Here is a 19,781-nt window from a genome sequence, read left to right as displayed (position 1 = left end):
AATTTGCTATCTCAGACAGCGGCAATTCATTACACTCATCGCGATTTTTTCATCATAAAGAGATTGCATGTTAAACCGTTCTTCTTCGGGTACGCGTCTGGGTCGTCAGGCGTTACTTTTCCCTCTGTGTCTGGTGCTTTACGAGTTCTCTACCTATATCGGCAACGATATGATTCAGCCCGGTATGCTGGCCGTGGTGGCGCAATACAACGCAGGTATTGAATGGGTGCCGACCTCTATGACCGCCTATCTGGCTGGCGGCATGTTTTTACAGTGGCTGTTAGGGCCGCTGTCGGATCGTATTGGCCGCCGTCCGGTGATGCTGACGGGCGTGGTGTGGTTTATTGTGACCTGTCTCGCCACGCTGCTGGCGCAAAACATTGAACAGTTCACCCTGCTGCGTTTCCTGCAGGGGGTAAGCCTGTGCTTTATCGGTGCCGTGGGGTATGCCGCCATTCAGGAGTCCTTTGAGGAGGCGGTGTGTATCAAAATCACCGCGCTGATGGCGAACGTGGCGCTGATTGCTCCGTTGCTGGGGCCGCTGGTGGGCGCCGCGTGGGTGCATGTGGCACCGTGGGAAGGCATGTTTGTGCTCTTCGCCGTGCTGGCCGCCATCGCGTTCTTTGGCCTGCACCGCGCAATGCCGGAAACGGCCACCCGACTGGGTGAGACGCTGTCGCTGAAAGAGCTGGGACGGGATTATAAAGCGGTGCTGAAAAACGGCCGCTTTGTGGCAGGCGCGCTGGCGACGGGCTTTGTTAGCCTGCCGCTACTGGCGTGGATCGCCCAGTCACCGGTCATTATCATCAGCGGTGAACAGCTCAGCAGCTACGAGTACGGGCTGCTGCAGGTGCCGATTTTTGGCGCACTGATTATCGGTAACCTGGTGCTGGCGCGTCTGACATCACGACGCACGGTGCGCTCGCTCATCATCATGGGCGGCTGGCCGATTGCGGCGGGCCTTACCGTGGCCGCGGTGGCGACGGTGGTATCATCTCATGCCTATCTGTGGATGACGGCGGGATTGAGTATTTACGCCTTCGGTATTGGCGTGGCGAATGCCGGGCTGGTGCGTCTGACGCTGTTTGCCAGCGAGATGAGTAAAGGCACCGTTTCGGCGGCGATGGGGATGCTGCAGATGCTGATTTTTACCGTCGGGATCGAGGTGAGCAAGCACGCTTATGCGCTCGGCGGCAACGGTCTGTTCAGCCTGTTTAACCTCGCCAACGGCGTGCTGTGGGTTGTGCTGATGGTGATGTTCCTGAAAGACAAACGCGTCGGGAACGCCCTGCAGCCATAATTCTTATTCCCTCTCCCGGTGGGAGAGGGTCAGGGTGAGGGCACCTGAGCGCACGGAATCAATTAAACGGTGCTTCTCTGTTGAGCACCTTATCAATCACATCCAGTACGCCTTCCTCGTTATTATGCGGCGCTTCAAACCGCGCCGCTGCCTTAATATGCGGTCTGGCATTCGCCATCGCAAAGCTGAAGCCTGACTGGCGCAGCATCTCCACATCGTTCCCGCTGTCACCGAAAGCCACCACCTCGCTGTCGTCAATGCCCCAGCGCTGTTGCAGGATCCGCAGGCCGTTGGCTTTATGCACGCCGGGGATAATCAGGTCAATACTGCCGTGGCCGGTCGTGACGGGCACCATAATGTCGTTGAGTTTTTCGTGCAGCATGGCCTGAATGCGCGGGATTTCATCATCAGAAACGTTGAGTCCGAACTTGAAGAAAATATCGTTCAGGTTGTCGAAATCACTTACCATTTCGAGGCGATGATAGTACTTAGCGGCGATAGCTTTGAACTCATCGTCATAGGCTTTGAGCGTATAGGCACTGCCTTTGCCGCAGGCGATAATCTCAATGCCGGGAACGTCGTTTAGCACGGCAGCAACAGTATCGAAGTGCGTTTTCGACAGTTCACCGTTAAAAACATCTTCCCCGGCGCTGACCACCCAGCCGCCGTTTTCGGCGACAAACGCAATCTCATGCGCAATCTCCGGGAAGAAGGAGATCAGCTGGTAATACTGGTTACCGCTGGCCACCACAAAGCGAATACCTTGCTCCTTCATACGCGCATACTGCGCCAGAAAACGTTCGCGATTGTAGGTTTTCGCGTCGCTCAGGAAGGTGCCATCCATGTCGACTGCAATCAGTTTAACGCTCATATCCCTTCTCCAGTGTCGTTTGTTCTTTTTCCGGCTTCGCCACGGCGCGCGCCACCAGCGCCGCAATCATGACCAACCCTAACACCACCAGCATGGCGCTGCGCAGCCCGTAGTGCTCACCCAGGAAGCCCAGCAGCGGCGGCCCGACCAGGAAGGCCAGATAGCCTGTGGTTGCCACCACGCTGACGCGCGTCGGGGCATCCGGGCCGGTATCGCTGGCGGCGGAGATGGTCAACGGGAAGCCAAGTGAGGCACCCAGTCCCCAGAGGATCACCGATACGCCGGCAATCCAGTCCACATCCACGAAGATGATCATCGCAATGCCCAGCCCGCCGAGCAGGGCGCTGGCGCGCACCACCGCCACGCGGCTGTAGCGGTCAATAAACCAGCCGCCGGTAAAGCGTCCGACGGTCATCCCCAGCGTAAACCCGGCGTAGATCAGCGAGCCAGAGGTCGGGCTAAAGCCGTGGCCGTCCACCATCAGCAGCGGCAGCCAGTCGTTGGCGGAGCCTTCGGCAAACGCCATCGCCAGCACCACCACGCCGATCAGCATAAGCTGGAAATCACGGTAGAACGGCAGCCCTTTTTCCGCCGTTTTGTGTTCATCAGAGGTGTTTTTGCCCGTGCCGTCCGGAATGGCGCGGATGCCGGTCAGCACCGGCACAACAGAGATCAGCGCGGCCAGCAGGATATGCAGATTCGCGCTTACGCCGGAGGCCGTCAGCGCCATGCCCACACCCGCACCGGCCAGCGTGCCAAGGCTGTAAAAGCCATGCATCATTGGCAGCACGGTTTTATTCATCTCGCGCTCGACCGCAGCCCCTTCAACGTTAATGGCCACTTCCGCCGCGCCAAAGCTGCCGCCAAAGATCAGCAGACCCAGGGCAAACATGACCGGCGAGGCATACCACAGCGCCACGCTGAGCACCAGCATTCCGAGTATTGCGCAGCACATGGTGGTGCGGATCACCGTCCGGGTACCAAAGCGCTTCACCAGCCACGCCGAGCAGAGAATACCGCTCATTGAGCCTATCGACAGGCCAAACAGCACAATGCCCATCTCAGCGGTGGAGACCGACAAAATATCGCGGATCGCCGGGGTACGCGTGGCCCAGGACGCCATCAGCAGACCCGGAATAAAGAAGAACATAAAAAGCGCCCACATGCGCAACCGCAGGGCCTTACGGGATGAGGTCAGAGTCATTGAGATAAGCACCAGAAGCACAACAATAGCGACAACACTAGCAAGTTTGTGTACATTTGTACACAAATCAGATGAGGCATGTATGAGCAGACCACCTAACGACCCGCATCGCCGGGAGAAGATCCTGCAGGCGACGCTGGACACCATTGCTGAGCACGGTATCCATGCCGTCACGCACCGTAAAATCGCCAGCTGTGCCGGGGTTCCGCTGGGGTCGATGACCTACTATTTCGACGGCATGGAGTCGCTGCTGGAAGAGGCTTTCACGTGGTTTACCCGGCAGATGTCGCAGCAGTACCGTGATTTCTTCGCGGGGGTAACCAGCCCGGAGATGGCGTGTGAATCCATCACCACGCTGATCCACAGCTCGCAGGTGACGACGCCGCACAACATGGCGCTGATGTACCAGCTCTACACTTTTATGCACCGCAGCGCGGCGCTGAAAACGGTAATGCAGGACTGGATGCAGATGAGCCAGACGACGCTTGAGCAGTGGTTTGACCCGGTCACCACCCGCGCGCTGGACGCCTTTATCGAAGGAATGACGCTACACTTTGTCACCGACAGAGCGCCGCTAACGCGCGAGGAGATCCGGGCGATGGTGGGAAGGATTGCAGGGGAGGGGAACCGCTAGCCTGCAGGCCCGCCTCTATTTCTGAGTGATTTTTTTCCCGCTGGCATCCACGACGGCTTCACCGTCCTCTTTCGTAAATGCCCCTTTCTGCGCATCCGGCAGAATATCGAGGACCACTTCAGATGGGCGGCACAGGCGGGTGCCCAGCGGCGTCACCACAATCGGACGGTTAATCAGGATCGGGTGTTGCAGCATAAAACCGATAAGCTGGTCGTCAGTGAACGTCTCTTCTGCCAGGCCCAGTTGCTCATAGGGCTCCACGTTTGTGCGCAGCAGCGCCCGCACCGAAATGCCCATGTCGGCAATCAGTTTGATCAGTTCATCGCGTGACGGCGGATTCTCCAGATACAGAATGATCTCTGGTTCGGTGCCGCTGTTGCGGATCATCTCCAGCGTGTTGCGTGAGGTGCCGCAGGCGGGGTTGTGGTAAATGGTGATGTTGGTCATATCAGTGGCTCATTACAGTGTGAAGGAGAGACGTAACGCCAGCGCGGCGAGCGTCACAAACAGAACCGGCAGCGTCATGATGATGCCCGTCCGGAAATAGTAGCCCCAGGTAATGGTCATGTTTTTTTGCGCCAGCACGTGGAGCCAGAGCAGGGTGGCGAGACTACCGATAGGCGTGATTTTGGGCCCCAGATCGCAGCCAATCACGTTGGCGTAAATCATCGCTTCTTTAATCAATCCTGTTGCCGTGCTGCCATCAATAGAGAGCGCGCCAATCAGCACCGTGGGCATATTGTTCATTATGGATGACAGGCAGGCGGTGATGAACCCGGTTCCCAGAGTAGTCACCCATAAACCGTGGGTGGACAGCGCATTCAGCACGCCTGAAAGGTATTCGGTTAACCCTGCGTTACGCAAACCGTAGACCACCAGATACATCCCCAGTGAGAAGATGACGATCTGCCACGGTGCGCCGCGCAGCACTTTTCCGGTATTAATCGCGTGTCCGCGTTTTGCAACGGCGAATAAAATCAGCGCGCCAGCTGTTGCAATGGCGCTGACCGGAATGCCGAGAGGCTCAAGCACAAAGAAGCCGACGAGAAGAAGCAGCAGCACTATCCAGCCTGTTCTGAAGGTCGGGAGATCGTGAATGGCCCGGGCGGGCTCCCGGAGTTTCGCAAGATCATATTCCGGTGGAATTTCCTTGCGAAAGAACAGATGCAGCATCACCAGCGTGGCAGCAATCGCGGCGATATCAACCGGGATCATCACCGAGGCGTATTCGCTGAACCCCAGCTTAAAGAAGTCTGCCGACACAATGTTGACCAGGTTGGACACAATCAGCGGCAGGCTGGCGGTATCGGCGATAAAACCTGCCGCCATCACAAACGCCAGCGTGGCCTGCTTGCTGAACCCCAGCGCCAGCAGCATAGCGATGACGATAGGTGTCAGGATCAACGCTGCACCATCATTGGCAAACAGCGCCGCGACGGCCGCCCCCAGCAGCACGATATAAGTAAACAGCAAACGCCCCCGACCGTTTCCCCAGCGGGCGACATGCAGCGCCGCCCACTCGAAAAAGCCGGACTCATCCAGCAGCAGACTGATGATAATAACGGCGATAAACGTCGCCGTGGCATTCCAGACGATATTCCACACCACCGGAATATCGTTAAGGTGGATCACGCCGCTGGCCAGCGCCAGCACGGCGCCAATCGTCGCGCTCCAGCCGATACTGAGCCCTTTGGGCTGCCAGATGACCAGTACCAGCGTAAACAGAAAAATTGCTCCTGCCAGAAACATCGCTTACCCCGTTATATCTGTTTTAATGAATGTATTTAACACGTCCCTGGAAGGCTATTCTTTAGCCTTGCATGCGTTTCTTCCCGCAGGCAGTTCCAGCTGTTATCGATGACGGTAGCTGCCCACGCAGGCATGTTCGGAGACAAACGGTAATAGACCCACTTCCCCTCACGACGGTCGATAACCAGCCCGGACTCGCGAAGTAAGGCCATATGGCGCGAGACTTTCGGCTGTGACTCCGTGGTTGCGGAACAGAGATCGCAGACACATAGCTCACCGGCTTCACGCAGAAGCATGACGATGGAGAGCCGCGTTTCGTCGGAGAGGGTTTTGAAAAGCTGAAGCGGATGAAGCATGGTTGAACCCTGCGGGTAGTTGATACATATTTGTTTAATCATATATGTTTGAGGTGGGGGAGGGAAGAGGGGAAAAATCTGGCTTGCTGGTAAAGTGAAAAATCGTCTGGAAGCGCTCATGAGCTTTGGTTATTCTTTGTGCGGATTGAGACCAATATGGATGAGATATGGACGCTAAACAGGTTGCACTAGGAATACTCGATGGGATCTCCTCCATACCTAATACGGCTTACATGGGTATGGTAAGGAGTTGGGAAGGGAGCGGACTCGCAGGAGATAGTGCCAAACAACGGAACCAGGCTGAGACAGAGCGCTTTTTCTCTATGCTCAAAAGTTTGGGAAATGCTGAGTCCCCTCTACGCAGACTGATTACTATTGTTTTCACCTCTTTCTATCAGAAGCTTAACGATGAAGGAAAAGAAGCTGTAAACAACAAATTAGGGTACGGAGCTGGAAGCGTTGGTGGACGAACAGCCGGGCAGATTGCACTGGCGCAGACAACAGCAAGTATAATGTTGCGTCGGTTAGCGATTGACCAGGCATATAAGCATTTCATCCGGTTCAGTGCATCAGCGGCGCTAAACGTAGTGATGTTTCAAGGTATTATTGAAGAATCAGCAAGAGCATCAAGAAGGATGAAAACCAAATATCCAACTACGTACGCCATGGTGTCAAAAGAGAATCTTGACATGGTCTACTTCCTTGTTGAACAACAATTAGAGCCTTACCTTGTGTTCATTGAAGGACATCCCATTGATTGCAAAGGAATACAGAATGAAATTTGTAAAATCGTTGATGTCTCACGCAATTGAGGGGACCATTACCTTTTTGGCTGTGATTTTTGCTATGGGTTCTTTTTTCTGGTTCGAAAGCACCTGGATGAAGTTAGCAGGCTGTATTGGTGCATTAATCGCTGGTTATGTGCTTTCGTATGGAGCGGCAAAAATCAGAGGTGGGTGAGTTTTTGGCTGGCTCGTTGAGGATTAGTTCTGGCTGTAAACCTTTGACTAGCTGAAATTGAACGGTTGAATACTAGACAACAAAAAAATATATATAAAACATTTATCAAAAAATTACTTTTAAATTAATAGATTGAATAATTACCCAAGTGTGATGCAAGGTGGGGGGAGCAATCGCTACCGCCATTTTGCATGGTTAGGGAAGCTGCCTTAACAGATATCGCTACGCGCTGTCAGCGGCGCTCTGCCGCGTTCGGCCTTTTATGACACTCAGAGTTACCCTTAAACAGATTGTGTGCACAGCAGGGCGCTGGCGCGTCACAGCATGGCCAAAAAAATCTTTCGCAGACCAAAATCGCACTACACCGCACCCGCTTGCGGTTTTTGGATCATTAAAATTTTTCAGTTTTTTACAAACCAGACCGCCAGACTGCGCCAGTGCTGGCGGCTTTGTTGAAAACCAGAACTGAAAAAATTGAAAAGAATTTCAGTGTTTTTCATTTTTGAAGATACAGTAAGTATCTTGCTTTGGTGGCAACCGGTTGATAATTAAGGTTAAAATTGGAGTTAAGTGTGTTTAAAGCAAGAGCCGTACTTATCTGCCATCTTAGATGGATATGTTTGTATGCCAGCTAGGACAAGCGCAGACAGCATATTGAGAAGATTTCTGTGCTGAAAAAAGTGACAATTAGAAACTTTTAAAAATTCACTGTTACCCTAAAAAGGAATGTCTAAATCTGGAATGTTTTCACGAACCTTTATAGAAAATAATCGCTCACTTCTGAAAGGTTTGAGATGTAGCTCGGAAAACTTTTTTTCATATCTTTCTTTGAATCTTAAAGAGTAAAGAGTCTCGGTAAACTCACTTACTTCAAAACATTTTTCAATGTCGCTTTTATAAAATGAAAAGTTGAACTCATCTAATTCTGGCTTGATTTTTACATCGGACATGGCATTAATAATGGCTATAGCTGTTTCAGCATCAAAGCTATGAAAATGTTCCGTGTTGAGATTTACTTCCTCGTTCCATCTTTCATCAGCATATAACCTGATTTTTTGATTAAGTTGATACACCTTTTCCTCATTACTAATGTAAGTTAATGCTTCAATCCACCCTGATTTTTCAAGGAATTTTACATCTTCATGTTCGCTATGAAAGCTAAGGGAAGGGAATGTGATTAAGCTTCTAATAATCTTAATCTTATCAATGCTGAGATGGAAGTAAGCGGTTTTAAAGTTTGAAAATATTACCTCGCCACGTATATTTTTTTCCTTAATCGCTTTTAATTCACCTTGGGATTTTTTCTTTTTAGAAATGAGGCGTTCATAGGTTGTTAAAGCAATAAAATCAACTATGCTGAAAACCACAATTCCTAATGAAACACCTATTACAAGTGAAATCAATAAAATATAAGTTTCATAGTTCTGTGCTATCGGTTTTATTGTAGGTGTTAGCCATAAATGTAGAAGCGGTAATATTATACATAAGGATAGGATGCCTCCACATATCATAAATAATGTTGTGCATGCTCTTCTAGGAGTATACAAGGTGGAAACAAAATTGATAAATTGATCTATATAGTTCACTGGAATTCTCAATTTGTCAGATTGTTTGTTTTGCGGAATCACTGTTCGTATCTTCCAGTTCTTGCTGGTCTATTACCCTAATGGCATCAGCTACTTGAATCAACTTTAGAGCATCATCAACACTTACACCTTGTAATTCAATGATTTTTCTATCGGCTGCGACTTCAATTCTTATTTTGGATTTTGACTGCAACAAGTTAAGTACCTTAAGAAGGTATGGTGCAAACTTCTGTCCACGTTCAACTAAAATGCTCAGATATTCACGGATGCTTGGATTGGCGGAGAAACATTGTACTCTTTTGGCGTCAATACCGACAATAGTGCATTCTGCTAAGAAAGTCTGCTTCAACTCATCAGGAATGTATACAGCAATTGAAAAATACTGGGATTGATTTTTTGATGACATTATACAGGCCTAAAGAACATGAAGTAGAGCGCTGTTGCCACTTTGCCGCTACAGTCGCAACTCTTAGTTCCTAACTGATTGATTCGAAGGGGTTATAATAGCAGGCAACAAAAAACCCATCAACCTTGAACCAAAACGGCGGGGTTGATGGGCTCCACAAATTGGGGACATCAAAGAAAAGCAGTGGCACTAGTTATGACTGCCCCCTGATAAAAAAGTTCTGCGCATAACGAAAATTTTTTCGTTATGCGCAAAGTTAAGAGTTATCCGAGTCCAGGCCAGATGATGATGATCAGCGTACCTGCCAGCGTAAGCAGTACGTTAGCGATAGCGTAGGTGCCCGCATAACCCAGCGCCGGGATGTTGCTACGGGCGGTATCGCTGATGATTTCCATAGCTGGCGCACAGGTACGCGCACCCATCATGGCTCCGAAGAGCAGGGCGCGGTTCATGCGCAGCACGTAGGCGCCGAACAGGAAACAGATCACCACCGGTACCAGGCTGACGATAAGTCCGGAAACCAACATTTGCCAGCCGACGGCGCCCAGGCTGTGGCCAATGCCGCTACCGGCGCTTAAGCCGACACCCGCCATAAAGACCATCAGACCGAACTCTTTCACCATGTTCAGCGCGCCCTGCGGAATGTAGCCGAAGGTTGGGTGGTTCGCTCGCAGGAAGCCCAGCATGATCCCGGCAAACAGCAGCCCGGCGGCGTTACCGATGCCAAAGCTAAAGTTGCTGAACTGGAAAGTGATCATCCCAATCATCAGGCCAACAATAAAGAAGGCGCAGAAGGCCAGCAGGTCGGTGACCTGGCTGTGAATGGAGATAAAGCCGATACGGTCGGCGACGGTTTTTACGCGGCGTGCGTCGCCGCTGACCTGCAATACGTCACCTTTATTCAGGACGACATTATCGTCGATAGGCATCTCAATCTGGCTGCGGATCACGCGGTTCAGGAAGCAACCGTGGTCGGTCAGCTTCAGCTGCGCCAGACGACGGCCGACGGCGTTGTGGTTTTTCACCACAATCTCTTCGGTGACGATACGCATGTCGAGCAGGTCGCGGTCGAATACCTCTTTACCGTTACGGAAGCTTGGGTCCAGCCGCGCGTGGGCATCCGGGTAACCCACCAGCGCGATGTCGTCGCCCATCTGCAGTACCGCATCGCCGTCCGGGTTCGCCAGAATGCCGTTACGGCGGATACGTTCGATATAGCAACCTGTCTGGCGGTAAATCCCCAACTCGCGCAGATTTTTACCGTCCGCCCAGGCGACCAGCTCAGGCCCGACGCGATAAGCGCGGATCACCGGAAGATAAACTTTTCGTTTGGAGTCCGTGTCCAGACCACGCTCGCGGGCGATTTGCTGGGCGCTGGTCTGCAGATCCTGATGCTGCAGTTTCGGCAGGTAGCGCGCGCCCACAATCAGGCTCACCAGACCAATCAGATAGGTCAGGGCATAGCCCAGGCTCAGGTGATCGAGTGCGGTAGAAAGCTGTGCCCCGGCCATACCGGAATGGCGCAGGGTATCGCCTGCACCCACCAGAACCGGCGTCGAGGTCATGGAGCCTGCCAGCATACCGGCCGTTAACCCGATATCCCAGCCAAACAGTTTACCCAGCCCTAACGCGATCAGCAGCGCACTGCCGACCATCACCAGCGCCAGCATCAGATAATTTTTGCCGTCGCGGAAGAAAATGGAAAAAAAGTTAGGACCCGCTTCCACACCAACACAAAAAATAAACAGCATAAAACCTAAGTTAAGCGCGTCTGTGTTAATGCTGAAATGCTGCTGACCTAATAATAAGGAGACGACTAAAACGCCAATGGAATTACCAAGTTGTACTGAACCCAGGCGCAATTTACCCAGGCAAAGGCCCAGCGCCAGTACCACAAATAATAACAGGATGTAATTCCCATTTAACAAGTCTGCGACGTTTATATTCACGGAGGCTAACTTCTTGTTTACCAGTAAGTTGTTGAATGAAAGGACATTTTGGGCTACTGTTTTCAGTGCCAGGGAATACTTCTACACTCCCTGCGGCCAAAAAAATTCCCTAAGACAATAGCAGCTGGATAGTTTAATCGCATTAGCTACCAACGGCTACTCATTATCGCATAACCGTATGCGGGTTTTGGCAAGGATTGCCGCATAACTTTATCCGATCGGGTGTCCACGCGACGAAACTTTATTTGATAGAGAAGTCAGGAGGATAATTTGAACATTAAAGGAAAATGGGCAGGGGCGATAAGCTGTTTCTTACTGTTCACCGTTGTCTGTATGTCATTAGCGTTTAATGTTAAGGGGGCATTCAGAGCCTCCGGGCATCCGGAACTGGGACTGCTCTTTTTCATTCTGCCTGGCGTGGCCGCGAGTTTTCTCTCCCGCGAGGGCGAGGTTGTTAAGCCGCTGTTAGGGGCAATGCTGGCGGCACCGCTGTGTCTGGTGCTGATGCGGTTGCTTTTCGTGTCCACGCGAAGCCTCTGGCAGGAGCTGGCCTGGTTGCTGAGTGGCGTATTCTGGTGCGCGCTCGGTGCGCTGTTTTTCCTGTTTCTTCGCACTCTGATACGGCATCAACGGTTACATAATAAAAAAGAATGAGAACGCCGTTGCCGCAGATATTGTCGTCAAATACGGTACTGTGTACGGATTGCCCGGTATTCCAGTCCATACCTACCTTTTCCAGTCGTGACTGACAGCATCCCGCGTAGTGCGCCCAATGCCCTTAAGCCGTCTTTCTTGCCGGGTGGCGCTGCGCTTACCCGGCCTACAATCGGCATTAATATCAAGGAATTGCATTATTTATCGTAGGGCAAAACGCAAGACGCGCACTGGATTAACAGGCTAATCCATGCATCATATGGTTCAATTCTATTGGGTGAAGTGAAAAAGCAATAACAGGCAAATAGATAAAACCCCACGTCAGGGCGCGGGGTTTGCTTAGTGATTACTGAGCGGCAAACAGCCCCAGATGTTCTTTAGCGTAAGCTTCAAAATCGGTGCAGCCGCCAATGTGTTTCTGATCGAGGAAGATCTGCGGTACGGTTTCAACCGGTTTACCCACGGTTTTTTCCAGATCGGCTTTGGTGATGCCTTCTGCGTGGATATCCACATAGCGGAAGTTAAAGTCATCACGCTCTTCAGTCAGTTTTTCAGCCAGCTCTTTTGCGCGCACACAGTAAGGGCATCCTGGACGACCAAAAATTACTGCAAACATTTCTCTCTCCTCAAAAAACAAGCCTGACGGCGAATGACACGTATAGTGCACGATAACCTGCCGTCATTAAAGTAGGTTTCGCCTGTCGCTTTAATATCCTTGAGCTATGTTTCGCCAATTACATGCCGCGCATCATTGCCTATACTGGCTGCCACACGTATTAAGCAAGACAAAGAGAGAGACGATGACGCCAACAATTGACCTGCTCCGTTCCCACCGTTCTATCCGCCACTTCACCGATGAGCCCATTACCGAGGCGCAGCGTGAGGCCATCATCGACAGCGCCAGAGCCACCTCCAGCTCCAGCTTCCTGCAGTGCAGTTCGATTATTCGCATTACCGACAAGGCCATGCGCGAGCAGCTGGTGACGCTCACGGGCGGGCAGAAGCATGTAGCCCAGGCCGCCGAGTTCTGGGTATTCTGCGCTGACTTTAACCGCCACCTGCAAATTTGCCCTGAAGCCGAGCTGGGGCTGGCAGAACAGCTGCTGCTGGGCGTGGTCGATACCGCACTGATGGCGCAAAACGCCTTCACGGCGGCGGAATCGCTGGGATTAGGCGGCGTGTATATCGGCGGGCTGCGTAACAATATTGAAAGCGTAACCGAACTGCTGAAGCTGCCGAAGCACGTCCTGCCCCTGTTCGGTCTCTGCCTCGGCTGGCCTGCTGACAACCCGGATCTCAAGCCGCGCCTGCCTGCAGCGATGCTGGTCCATGAAAACCACTACCAGCCGGTCGACCTGGATGTTCTGAATCAATACGATGAAGAGCTGGCGCATTATTACATGACGCGCGGCAGCAATAACCGCCGCGATACCTGGAGCGACCACATCCGCCGTACCATCATTAAAGAAAATCGCCCGTTTATTCTCGATTATCTGCATAAACAGGGCTGGGCGACGCGCTAGTCCATTCGGTATGATACGCAGGCTTTTCCCATGTCTTTAGAGAGGTGCAGGGTGAAAATTGCCATTTTGTCCCGGGATGGAACGCTCTATTCATGCAAACGCCTGCGAGAAGCGGCGGCAAAACGCGGACATCAGATTGAGATCCTCGATCCGATGTCCTGCTATATGAACATTGACCCTGCTGCTTCCTCGATCCATTACAAAGGCCGCAAGCTACCGCATTTTGATGCGGTGATCCCCCGCATCGGCTCGCAGATCACCTATTACGGTACGGCCGCGCTGCGCCAGTTTGAAATGCTGGGCAGCTATCCTCTCAACGAATCTGTCGCCATTTCCCGTGCCCGGGATAAGCTGCGCTCGCTGCAGCTGCTCGCCCGCCAGGGGATCGATCTCCCGGTCACCGGCATCGCTCACTCCCCGGACGACACCAGCGATCTGATCGACATGGTGGGCGGTGCGCCGCTGGTCATCAAGCTGGTGGAAGGCACACAGGGTATTGGCGTAGTGCTGGCAGAGACGCGACAGGCAGCAGAGAGCGTGATTGACGCCTTCCGCGGCCTGAATGCGCACATTCTGGTGCAGGAGTACATCGAAGAGGCCAAAGGGCGCGATATCCGCTGTTTCGTGGTGGGCAATGAGGTGGTGGCGGCCATTGAGCGTCAGGCGAAAGAGGGCGATTTTCGCTCCAACCTCCACCGGGGCGGCGTTGCGCGGGTTGCTGATATCAGCGAGCGCGAGCGGGAGATTGCCGTGAAAGCGGCGCAAACGCTGGGGCTGGACGTGGCAGGCGTAGACCTTCTGCGGGCGACGCGCGGGCCGCTGGTGATGGAAGTGAATGCCTCGCCCGGGCTGGAAGGGGTAGAAAAAACCACCGGTGTCGATATTGCAGGTAAAATGATTGCATGGATTGAGCGTCATGCCACGCCGGGCTACTGTCTTAAAACGGGTGGTTAAATGGATTACCGCGCACTTTTTGAGTACCCTATGCGAAGTTTTTACTAAAGAGGCTCCACCGCGATGGATTTACAGGTCGTTCCAACACTGGATACGTTACGTCAATGGCTTGATGATGCCGGTATCACCTTCTTTGAATGTGATTCCTGCCAGGCGCTGCATCTGCCTCACATGCAGAATTTCGACGGCATTTTTGATGCCAAAATCGATCTCATTAACGACGTGATCCTCTTCTCTGCGCTGGCAGAAGTTAAGCCGTCTGCGCTGCTGGCGCTGGCCTCTGACCTCTCTGCGATCAACGCCAGTTCTTTGACGGTGAAAGCATTCCTCGATATACAGGATGATAATCTGCCAAAACTGGTCGTTTGCCAGTCTTTGTTCTCCGGCGCGGGGCTCTCCTTCAAGCAGTTCGCCTGGTTTATGCGTTTGAGTGAAGAGCAAATTTCGATGGTAATGATGGAAGCCAATGCACACCATCTGCTGTACAGCGCGGAAGACGATGCAGAGAATAATGATGCATCTCCCAATTTTCTTCACTAAGCCTGTCTGACTTTTGCGCAGTCGCTGCCAGAGCGGCTGCATAACGCCATTTATTCTGCTGCTTTTAACCTTTCTTTAAAGAATTTTTCACCTCCCCAAAGGCCATTTCGGCTTATCACGTAGACATAACCTGCATAAAAAATTGATAAAAGGCGTTTTTTCGTCTGGGCTATAGCCGGAGACACGGGCTACAGTTATTCTTGCGATGCTTAAAAAAGCGAGCGGATCCTGCCGGGTAAAGAGGTTTCTTTTTATTTTGAGCAGAGCGACAAACTATGCATGATTTTTGCATATATCCAGATTGCACAGTTTTAGTTCGTTTGTTAACGAGCTTTCAGAAGGAATAACACTATGATCGCCTTGAATAAAAAATGGTTATCGGGTCTGGTTGCGGGTGCTCTGATGGCCGTCTCTGCCGGCACGCTCGCTGCGGAACAAAAAACGCTGCATGTTTATAACTGGTCTGACTATATTGCCCCGGACACGGTGGCTAATTTTGAAAAAGAGACCGGCATTAAAGTGGTCTACGACGTGTTTGATTCCAACGAAGTGCTGGAAGGCAAACTGATGGCAGGCAGCACCGGTTTTGACCTGGTGGTACCGTCCGCAAGTTTCCTGGAGCGTCAACTGACCGCAGGCGTTTTCCAGCCGCTGGACAAGAGCAAGTTACCAAACTGGAAAAACCTCGACCCGGAAGTGCTGAAGCTGGTCTCTAAGCATGACCCGGAGAACAAATACGCCATGCCGTATCTGTGGGCGACCACCGGTATTGGCTACAACGTGGATAAAGTCAAAGCGGCGCTGGGCCCGGACGTCAAGCTGGACAGCTGGGACGTGGTGCTGAAGCCGGAGAACCTCGCGAAGCTGAAAAGCTGCGGCGTCTCCTTCCTGGATGCCCCGGAAGAGATTTTCGCCACCGTGCTGAACTATCTTGGCAAAGATCCGAACAGCAACAAGGCGGATGATTACACCGGCCCGGCGACCGATCTGCTGCTGAAGCTGCGTCCGAATATCCGTTACTTCCACTCTTCACAGTACATTAACGACCTGGCTAACGGCGATATCTGCGTGGCAATTGGCTGGGCAGGGGACGTCTGGCAGGCGGCTAACCGTGCGAAAGAGGCGAAAAACGGCGTGAATGTCTCCTACTTCATTCCGAAAGAGGGGGCGCTGGCCTTCTTTGATGTCTTCGCCATGCCTGCTGATGCGAAAAACAAAGATGAAGCGTATCAGTTCCTTAACTACCTGATGCGTCCGGAAGTGATTGCTCATATCAGCGACCATGTCTACTACGCCAACGGTAACAAGGCCTCCTTGCCACTGATTAGCGAAGAGATCCGTAATAATCCGGCTATCTATCCGCCAGCGGATGTGTTTGCCAAGCTCTTCACCCTGAAAGTTCAGGATCCAAAAATTGACCGCGTACGTACCCGTGCGTGGACCAAGGTGAAAAGCGGGAAATAACGGCGTTTGGTAACGTTGCCCGGTGGCGCTATCGCTTACCGGGCCGACACAACCCGTAGGCCGGGCAGGCGTTCGCGCCGCCCGGCGATGCGCACCCTGACGGTGCGTTTGCACCAGTTTTGATCTATGCCGGAGAACACCCCGTGAATGACGCGATCCCCCGCCCGCAGGCGAAAGTCCGTAAAGCGCTGACCCCGCTACTTGAAATTCGTAACCTCACCAAATCTTTCGATGGCCAGCATGCCGTGGACGACGTCAGCCTGACTATCTACAAAGGCGAAATATTTGCCCTTCTCGGGGCGTCTGGCTGCGGTAAATCAACCTTGCTGCGCATGCTGGCCGGGTTTGAACAACCTACCGCCGGGCAGATTGTGCTGGATGGCGTGGATCTCTCCAGCGTACCGCCGTATCAGCGTCCGATTAACATGATGTTTCAGTCTTACGCACTGTTCCCGCATATGACGGTGGAGCAGAACATCGCGTTTGGCCTGAAGCAGGACAAGCTGCCAAAAGCCGAAATCACCGCGCGTGTGGCGGAGATGCTGAGTCTGGTGCACATGCAGGAGTTCGCGAAGCGTAAACCGCACCAGCTTTCTGGTGGTCAGCGTCAGCGCGTGGCACTGGCCCGAAGCCTGGCGAAACGTCCGAAACTGCTGCTGCTTGATGAGCCGATGGGTGCTCTGGATAAAAAACTGCGCGACCGTATGCAGCTCGAAGTGGTGGATATCCTCGAACGCGTGGGCGTGACCTGCGTGATGGTCACCCACGACCAGGAAGAGGCCATGACCATGGCCGGGCGTATCGCGATCATGAACCGCGGTAAGTTCGTGCAGATTGGCGAGCCGGAAGAGATTTATGAACACCCGACTACCCGCTACAGCGCGGAGTTCATCGGCTCGGTGAATGTTTTTGAAGGGCTGCTGAAAGCGCGTGAAGAAGACGGGCTGATCATCGAATCGCCGGGGCTGCAGCATCCGCTGAAGGTCGACCCGGATAACTCCGTGGTAGACAACGTACCGGTCTATATCGCCCTGCGACCGGAGAAAATCATGCTCTGTGAAGATCCTCCGGCCGATGGCTTTAACTTTGCCGTGGGCGAAGTGGTGCACATTGCCTATCTGGGCGATCTCTCTATCTACCACGTCCGTCTGAATAGCGGGCAGATGATCAGCGCCCAGTTGCAAAACGAACATCGCTACCGTAAAGGACTGCCGACCTGGGGCGACGAAGTGCGTCTGTGCTGGGATGCGGACAGTTGTGTCGTGCTGACGGTATAAGGAGCGGCCAATGAGTACACTTGAACCGCCAGCCCGCGTCGAAAAACCGGGCGGCTTTGCGCACTGGCTGGCGCGCATGCAGATGAACCACGGCCGCAAGCTGGTGATTGCCATGCCTTACGTGTGGCTGATCCTGCTGTTCATGCTGCCGTTCCTGATCGTTTTCAAGATAAGCCTGGCGGAAATGGCGCGGGCGATCCCGCCCTACACCAATCTGCTGGACTGGGCAGACGGACAGCTGACGCTGACGCTTAACCTTGGCAACTTCCTGCAGCTGACGGAAGATCCGCTTTATGTCGAAGCCTATTTGCAGTCACTGCAGGTGGCGGCGATCTCCACGCTCTGCTGTCTGCTGATGGGCTACCCGCTGGCATGGGCGGTGGCGCACAGTAAGCCCTCGACGCGCAATATTCTGCTGCTGCTGGTGATCCTGCCGTCGTGGACCTCGTTCCTGATCCGCGTCTACGCGTGGATGGGGATCCTGAAAAATAACGGGGTGCTGAATAACTTCCTGATGTGGTTAGGGGTTATCGATCAGCCGCTGACTATTCTGCACACCAATCTCGCGGTCTATATCGGGATTGTATATGCCTACCTGCCGTTTATGGTGCTGCCGATCTATACGGCACTGACGCGTATCGACTACTCGCTGGTGGAAGCCTCGCTGGATCTGGGCGCCCGTCCGCTGAAGACTTTCTTCAGCGTGATTGTGCCGCTGACCAAAGGCGGGATTATCGCCGGGTCGATGCTGGTGTTCATTCCGGCTGTTGGGGAGTTTGTGATCCCGGAACTGCTCGGCGGCCCGGACAGCATCATGATTGGCCGCGTGTTGTGGCAGGAGTTCTTCAATAACCGCGACTGGCCGGTGGCCTCCGCGGTGGCGATCGTGATGTTGCTGCTGCTGATCGTGCCGATCATGTGGTTCCACAAGCATCAGCAGAAACAGATGGGAGACCACGGATGAACAACTTACCGGTAGTGCGCTCTCCGTGGCGAATTGCGATCCTGGTGATCGGCTTTACCTTCCTGTATGCGCCGATGCTGATGCTGGTGATCTACTCGTTCAACAGCTCCAAACTGGTCACCGTATGGGCTGGCTGGTCGACGCGCTGGTACAGCGAACTGTTCCACGACGATGCGATGATGAGCGCGGTGGGGCTGAGCCTGACCATCGCGGCGCTGGCGGCCACAATGGCCTGCGTGCTGGGCACGATTGCCGCGCTGGTGATGGTGCGCTTCGGGCGTTTTCGCGGCTCGAACGGCTTTGCCTTTATGATTACCGCGCCGCTGGTGATGCCGGACGTGATCACCGGCCTGTCGCTGCTGCTGCTGTTTGTGGCGCTGGCGCATGCCATTGGCTGGCCGGCGGATCGCGGCATGCTCACCATCTGGCTGGCGCATGTGACCTTCTGTACCGCGTACGTGGCGGTGGTCATCTCCTCGCGTCTGCGCGAGCTGGATCGCTCCATTGAAGAGGCGGCGATGGATCTCGGTGCCACGCCGGTGAAGGTCTTTTTCATCATCACGCTGCCGATGATTATGCCTGCGGTGATCTCCGGCTGGCTGCTGGCCTTTACCCTGTCGCTCGACGATCTGGTGATCGCCAGCTTTGTTTCCGGGCCAGGGGCGACGACGCTGCCAATGCTGGTCTTCTCCAGCGTGCGCATGGGGGTAAACCCGGAGATCAACGCCCTGGCGTCGATAATCCTCGGCGTGGTCGGAATTGTCGGATTTATCGCCTGGTATTTGATGGCGCGCGCGGAAAAGCAGCGCGTGCGCGATATCCAGCGTGCAAGACGCGGCTGAAGGAATTATTATTTCCAGTGATGTGCCGCGCATGACGCGGCACTGTTTTTCAGGGAAGTAAAACATTGGGATTATTAAAAAAATCACGTCTTACGCACGCTCGTCCAAACGTACCTGCGCTGGTGCAGGTGGCGGCGCTCGCTATTATTATGATCCGCTGTCTTGATGTACTGATGATCCTCAACACCCTGGGGGCGCGCGGCATCGGTGAGTTCATTCACCGCAGCGTGCAAACCTGGAACCTCACGCTGGTATTCCTCAGCAGCCTTGTGCTGGTGTTTATCGAAATCTACTGCGCGTTTTCGCTGGTTAAAGGGCGCAACTGGGCGCGCTGGGTCTATCTGCTGACGCAGGTGACCGCCGCCAGCTATCTGTGGGCCGCCTCGCTGGGCTATGGTTATCCGGAGCTGTTCAGCATTGCCGGTGGATCCAAACGTGAGATCTTCCATGCGCTGGTCATGCAGAAATTACCCGATATGCTGGTGCTCCTGCTGCTCTTTGCTCCAGCCTCAAGCCGGCGGTTCTTCCGCCTGCAATAATGTGTATAA

The 19,781-nt window shown here is 53.3% G+C and carries 22 protein-coding genes; 13 read left to right on the top strand and 9 right to left on the bottom strand.

Features of this window, described 5'->3' with window-relative positions; genetic code table 11:
- The first annotated feature begins 67 nt into the window (after positions 1 to 67).
- On the top strand, positions 68 to 1,300 hold the full coding sequence (locus EQV24_RS08845; RefSeq protein WP_014831213.1) for an MFS transporter: 1,233 nt from the start codon (positions 68 to 70) through the stop codon (positions 1,298 to 1,300).
- 58 nt (positions 1,301 to 1,358) lie between these two features.
- Here the strand turns inward: EQV24_RS08845 and EQV24_RS08840 are convergent, their stop codons facing one another.
- Positions 1,359 to 2,171, bottom strand: a complete 813-nt coding sequence (locus EQV24_RS08840) for a Cof-type HAD-IIB family hydrolase (RefSeq protein WP_023620241.1) — start codon at positions 2,169 to 2,171, stop codon at positions 1,359 to 1,361.
- A complete protein-coding gene (locus EQV24_RS08835; protein WP_130626473.1) occupies positions 2,161 to 3,375 on the bottom strand; it encodes an MFS transporter in 1,215 nt (404 codons plus the stop codon). The genes EQV24_RS08840 and EQV24_RS08835 overlap by 11 nt, the downstream gene beginning before the upstream one ends.
- Positions 3,376 to 3,457: 82 nt before the next feature.
- On the opposite strand from EQV24_RS08835, the gene EQV24_RS08830 reads away from it, so the two are divergent.
- Positions 3,458 to 4,009 carry a TetR family transcriptional regulator gene (locus tag EQV24_RS08830; protein ID WP_058650659.1) on the top strand — a complete coding sequence of 184 codons (552 nt, stop codon included), beginning with the start codon at positions 3,458 to 3,460 and terminating at the stop codon, positions 4,007 to 4,009.
- Between the two features lie 15 nt (positions 4,010 to 4,024).
- On the opposite strand, the gene arsC is transcribed toward EQV24_RS08830, so the two are convergent.
- Genes arsC through EQV24_RS08815 form a run of 3 tightly spaced genes read right to left on the bottom strand, consistent with a single transcriptional unit; the run spans position 4,025 to position 6,114 of the window.
- A complete protein-coding gene (gene arsC / locus EQV24_RS08825; protein ID WP_013097418.1) occupies positions 4,025 to 4,456 on the bottom strand; it encodes a glutaredoxin-dependent arsenate reductase in 432 nt (143 codons plus the stop codon).
- 12 nt (positions 4,457 to 4,468) lie between these two features.
- Positions 4,469 to 5,758 carry an arsenic transporter gene (locus EQV24_RS08820; RefSeq protein ID WP_130626472.1) on the bottom strand — a complete coding sequence of 430 codons (1,290 nt, stop codon included), beginning with the start codon at positions 5,756 to 5,758 and terminating at the stop codon, positions 4,469 to 4,471.
- 35 nt (positions 5,759 to 5,793) lie between these two features.
- A complete protein-coding gene (locus tag EQV24_RS08815) occupies positions 5,794 to 6,114 on the bottom strand; it encodes a metalloregulator ArsR/SmtB family transcription factor (protein WP_130626471.1) in 321 nt (106 codons plus the stop codon).
- 167 nt (positions 6,115 to 6,281) lie between these two features.
- Between EQV24_RS08815 and EQV24_RS08810 the strand changes: the two genes are divergently transcribed.
- Together EQV24_RS08810 and EQV24_RS08805 are read left to right on the top strand one after the other, a co-directional pair.
- Positions 6,282 to 6,926: a hypothetical protein gene (locus tag EQV24_RS08810; RefSeq protein WP_130626470.1), complete on the top strand. Its 645-nt coding sequence runs from the start codon at positions 6,282 to 6,284 to the stop codon at positions 6,924 to 6,926.
- A complete protein-coding gene (locus tag EQV24_RS08805) occupies positions 6,889 to 7,074 on the top strand; it encodes a hypothetical protein (RefSeq protein ID WP_130626469.1) in 186 nt (61 codons plus the stop codon). The genes EQV24_RS08810 and EQV24_RS08805 overlap by 38 nt, the downstream gene beginning before the upstream one ends.
- Positions 7,075 to 7,790: 716 nt before the next feature.
- Here EQV24_RS08805 and EQV24_RS08800 read toward each other — a convergent pair.
- From EQV24_RS08800 to EQV24_RS08790, 3 genes are all read right to left on the bottom strand, one after another.
- Complete coding sequence (locus EQV24_RS08800; protein WP_130626468.1) at positions 7,791 to 8,702, bottom strand: hypothetical protein; 912 nt, start codon at positions 8,700 to 8,702, stop codon at positions 7,791 to 7,793.
- A complete protein-coding gene (locus EQV24_RS08795; protein WP_130626467.1) occupies positions 8,677 to 9,066 on the bottom strand; it encodes a hypothetical protein in 390 nt (129 codons plus the stop codon). Before EQV24_RS08795 ends, EQV24_RS08800 begins: the two co-directional genes overlap by 26 nt.
- A 263-nt stretch (positions 9,067 to 9,329) precedes the next feature.
- Positions 9,330 to 11,015, bottom strand: a complete 1,686-nt coding sequence (locus EQV24_RS08790) for an aspartate:alanine antiporter (RefSeq protein ID WP_014169303.1) — start codon at positions 11,013 to 11,015, stop codon at positions 9,330 to 9,332.
- A gap of 270 nt (positions 11,016 to 11,285) precedes the next feature.
- Between EQV24_RS08790 and EQV24_RS08785 the strand changes: the two genes are divergently transcribed.
- The gene (locus EQV24_RS08785) at positions 11,286 to 11,669 is read left to right on the top strand and encodes an inner membrane protein YbjM (RefSeq protein WP_013097375.1); all 384 of its coding nucleotides are present in this window, start codon (positions 11,286 to 11,288) and stop codon (positions 11,667 to 11,669) included.
- A gap of 346 nt (positions 11,670 to 12,015) precedes the next feature.
- On the opposite strand, the gene EQV24_RS08780 is transcribed toward EQV24_RS08785, so the two are convergent.
- Positions 12,016 to 12,285, bottom strand: a complete 270-nt coding sequence (locus EQV24_RS08780) for a GrxA family glutaredoxin (protein WP_006809455.1) — start codon at positions 12,283 to 12,285, stop codon at positions 12,016 to 12,018.
- Positions 12,286 to 12,469: 184 nt separating this feature from the next.
- Here EQV24_RS08780 and nfsA point away from each other — a divergent pair, with 184 nt between their 5' ends.
- From nfsA to EQV24_RS08740, 8 genes are all read left to right on the top strand, one after another.
- Positions 12,470 to 13,192 carry a nitroreductase NfsA gene (gene nfsA, locus EQV24_RS08775; protein ID WP_045295705.1) on the top strand — a complete coding sequence of 241 codons (723 nt, stop codon included), beginning with the start codon at positions 12,470 to 12,472 and terminating at the stop codon, positions 13,190 to 13,192.
- A gap of 51 nt (positions 13,193 to 13,243) precedes the next feature.
- Positions 13,244 to 14,146 (top strand): 30S ribosomal protein S6--L-glutamate ligase, encoded by a 903-nt coding sequence (gene rimK, locus EQV24_RS08770; protein WP_013097373.1) that lies wholly within the window; start codon positions 13,244 to 13,246, stop codon positions 14,144 to 14,146.
- 63 nt (positions 14,147 to 14,209) lie between these two features.
- A complete protein-coding gene (locus EQV24_RS08765) occupies positions 14,210 to 14,686 on the top strand; it encodes a YbjN domain-containing protein (protein WP_003858385.1) in 477 nt (158 codons plus the stop codon).
- Between the two features lie 351 nt (positions 14,687 to 15,037).
- Positions 15,038 to 16,150 (top strand): spermidine/putrescine ABC transporter substrate-binding protein PotF, encoded by a 1,113-nt coding sequence (gene potF, locus EQV24_RS08760; protein WP_013097372.1) that lies wholly within the window; start codon positions 15,038 to 15,040, stop codon positions 16,148 to 16,150.
- Positions 16,151 to 16,293: 143 nt separating this feature from the next.
- Positions 16,294 to 17,427, top strand: coding sequence for a putrescine ABC transporter ATP-binding subunit PotG (gene potG, locus EQV24_RS08755; protein WP_130626466.1), 1,134 nt, complete (start codon positions 16,294 to 16,296; stop codon positions 17,425 to 17,427).
- Positions 17,428 to 17,437: 10 nt separating this feature from the next.
- A complete protein-coding gene (gene potH, locus EQV24_RS08750; RefSeq protein ID WP_020689896.1) occupies positions 17,438 to 18,391 on the top strand; it encodes a putrescine ABC transporter permease PotH in 954 nt (317 codons plus the stop codon).
- Entirely contained in the window at positions 18,388 to 19,233 is an 846-nt protein-coding gene (potI, locus tag EQV24_RS08745) for a putrescine ABC transporter permease PotI (RefSeq protein ID WP_013097369.1), read from the top strand. Before potH ends, potI begins: the two co-directional genes overlap by 4 nt.
- A gap of 65 nt (positions 19,234 to 19,298) precedes the next feature.
- Positions 19,299 to 19,772, top strand: coding sequence for a YbjO family protein (locus EQV24_RS08740; protein WP_020689898.1), 474 nt, complete (start codon positions 19,299 to 19,301; stop codon positions 19,770 to 19,772).
- Positions 19,773 to 19,781 lie beyond the last annotated feature (9 nt).

Source organism: Enterobacter sp. A8 (assembly GCF_004296595.1).
Taxonomy (GTDB): Bacteria; Pseudomonadota; Gammaproteobacteria; order Enterobacterales; family Enterobacteriaceae; genus Enterobacter; species Enterobacter cloacae.
This window is presented reverse-complemented; position numbering and strand designations above follow the sequence as displayed.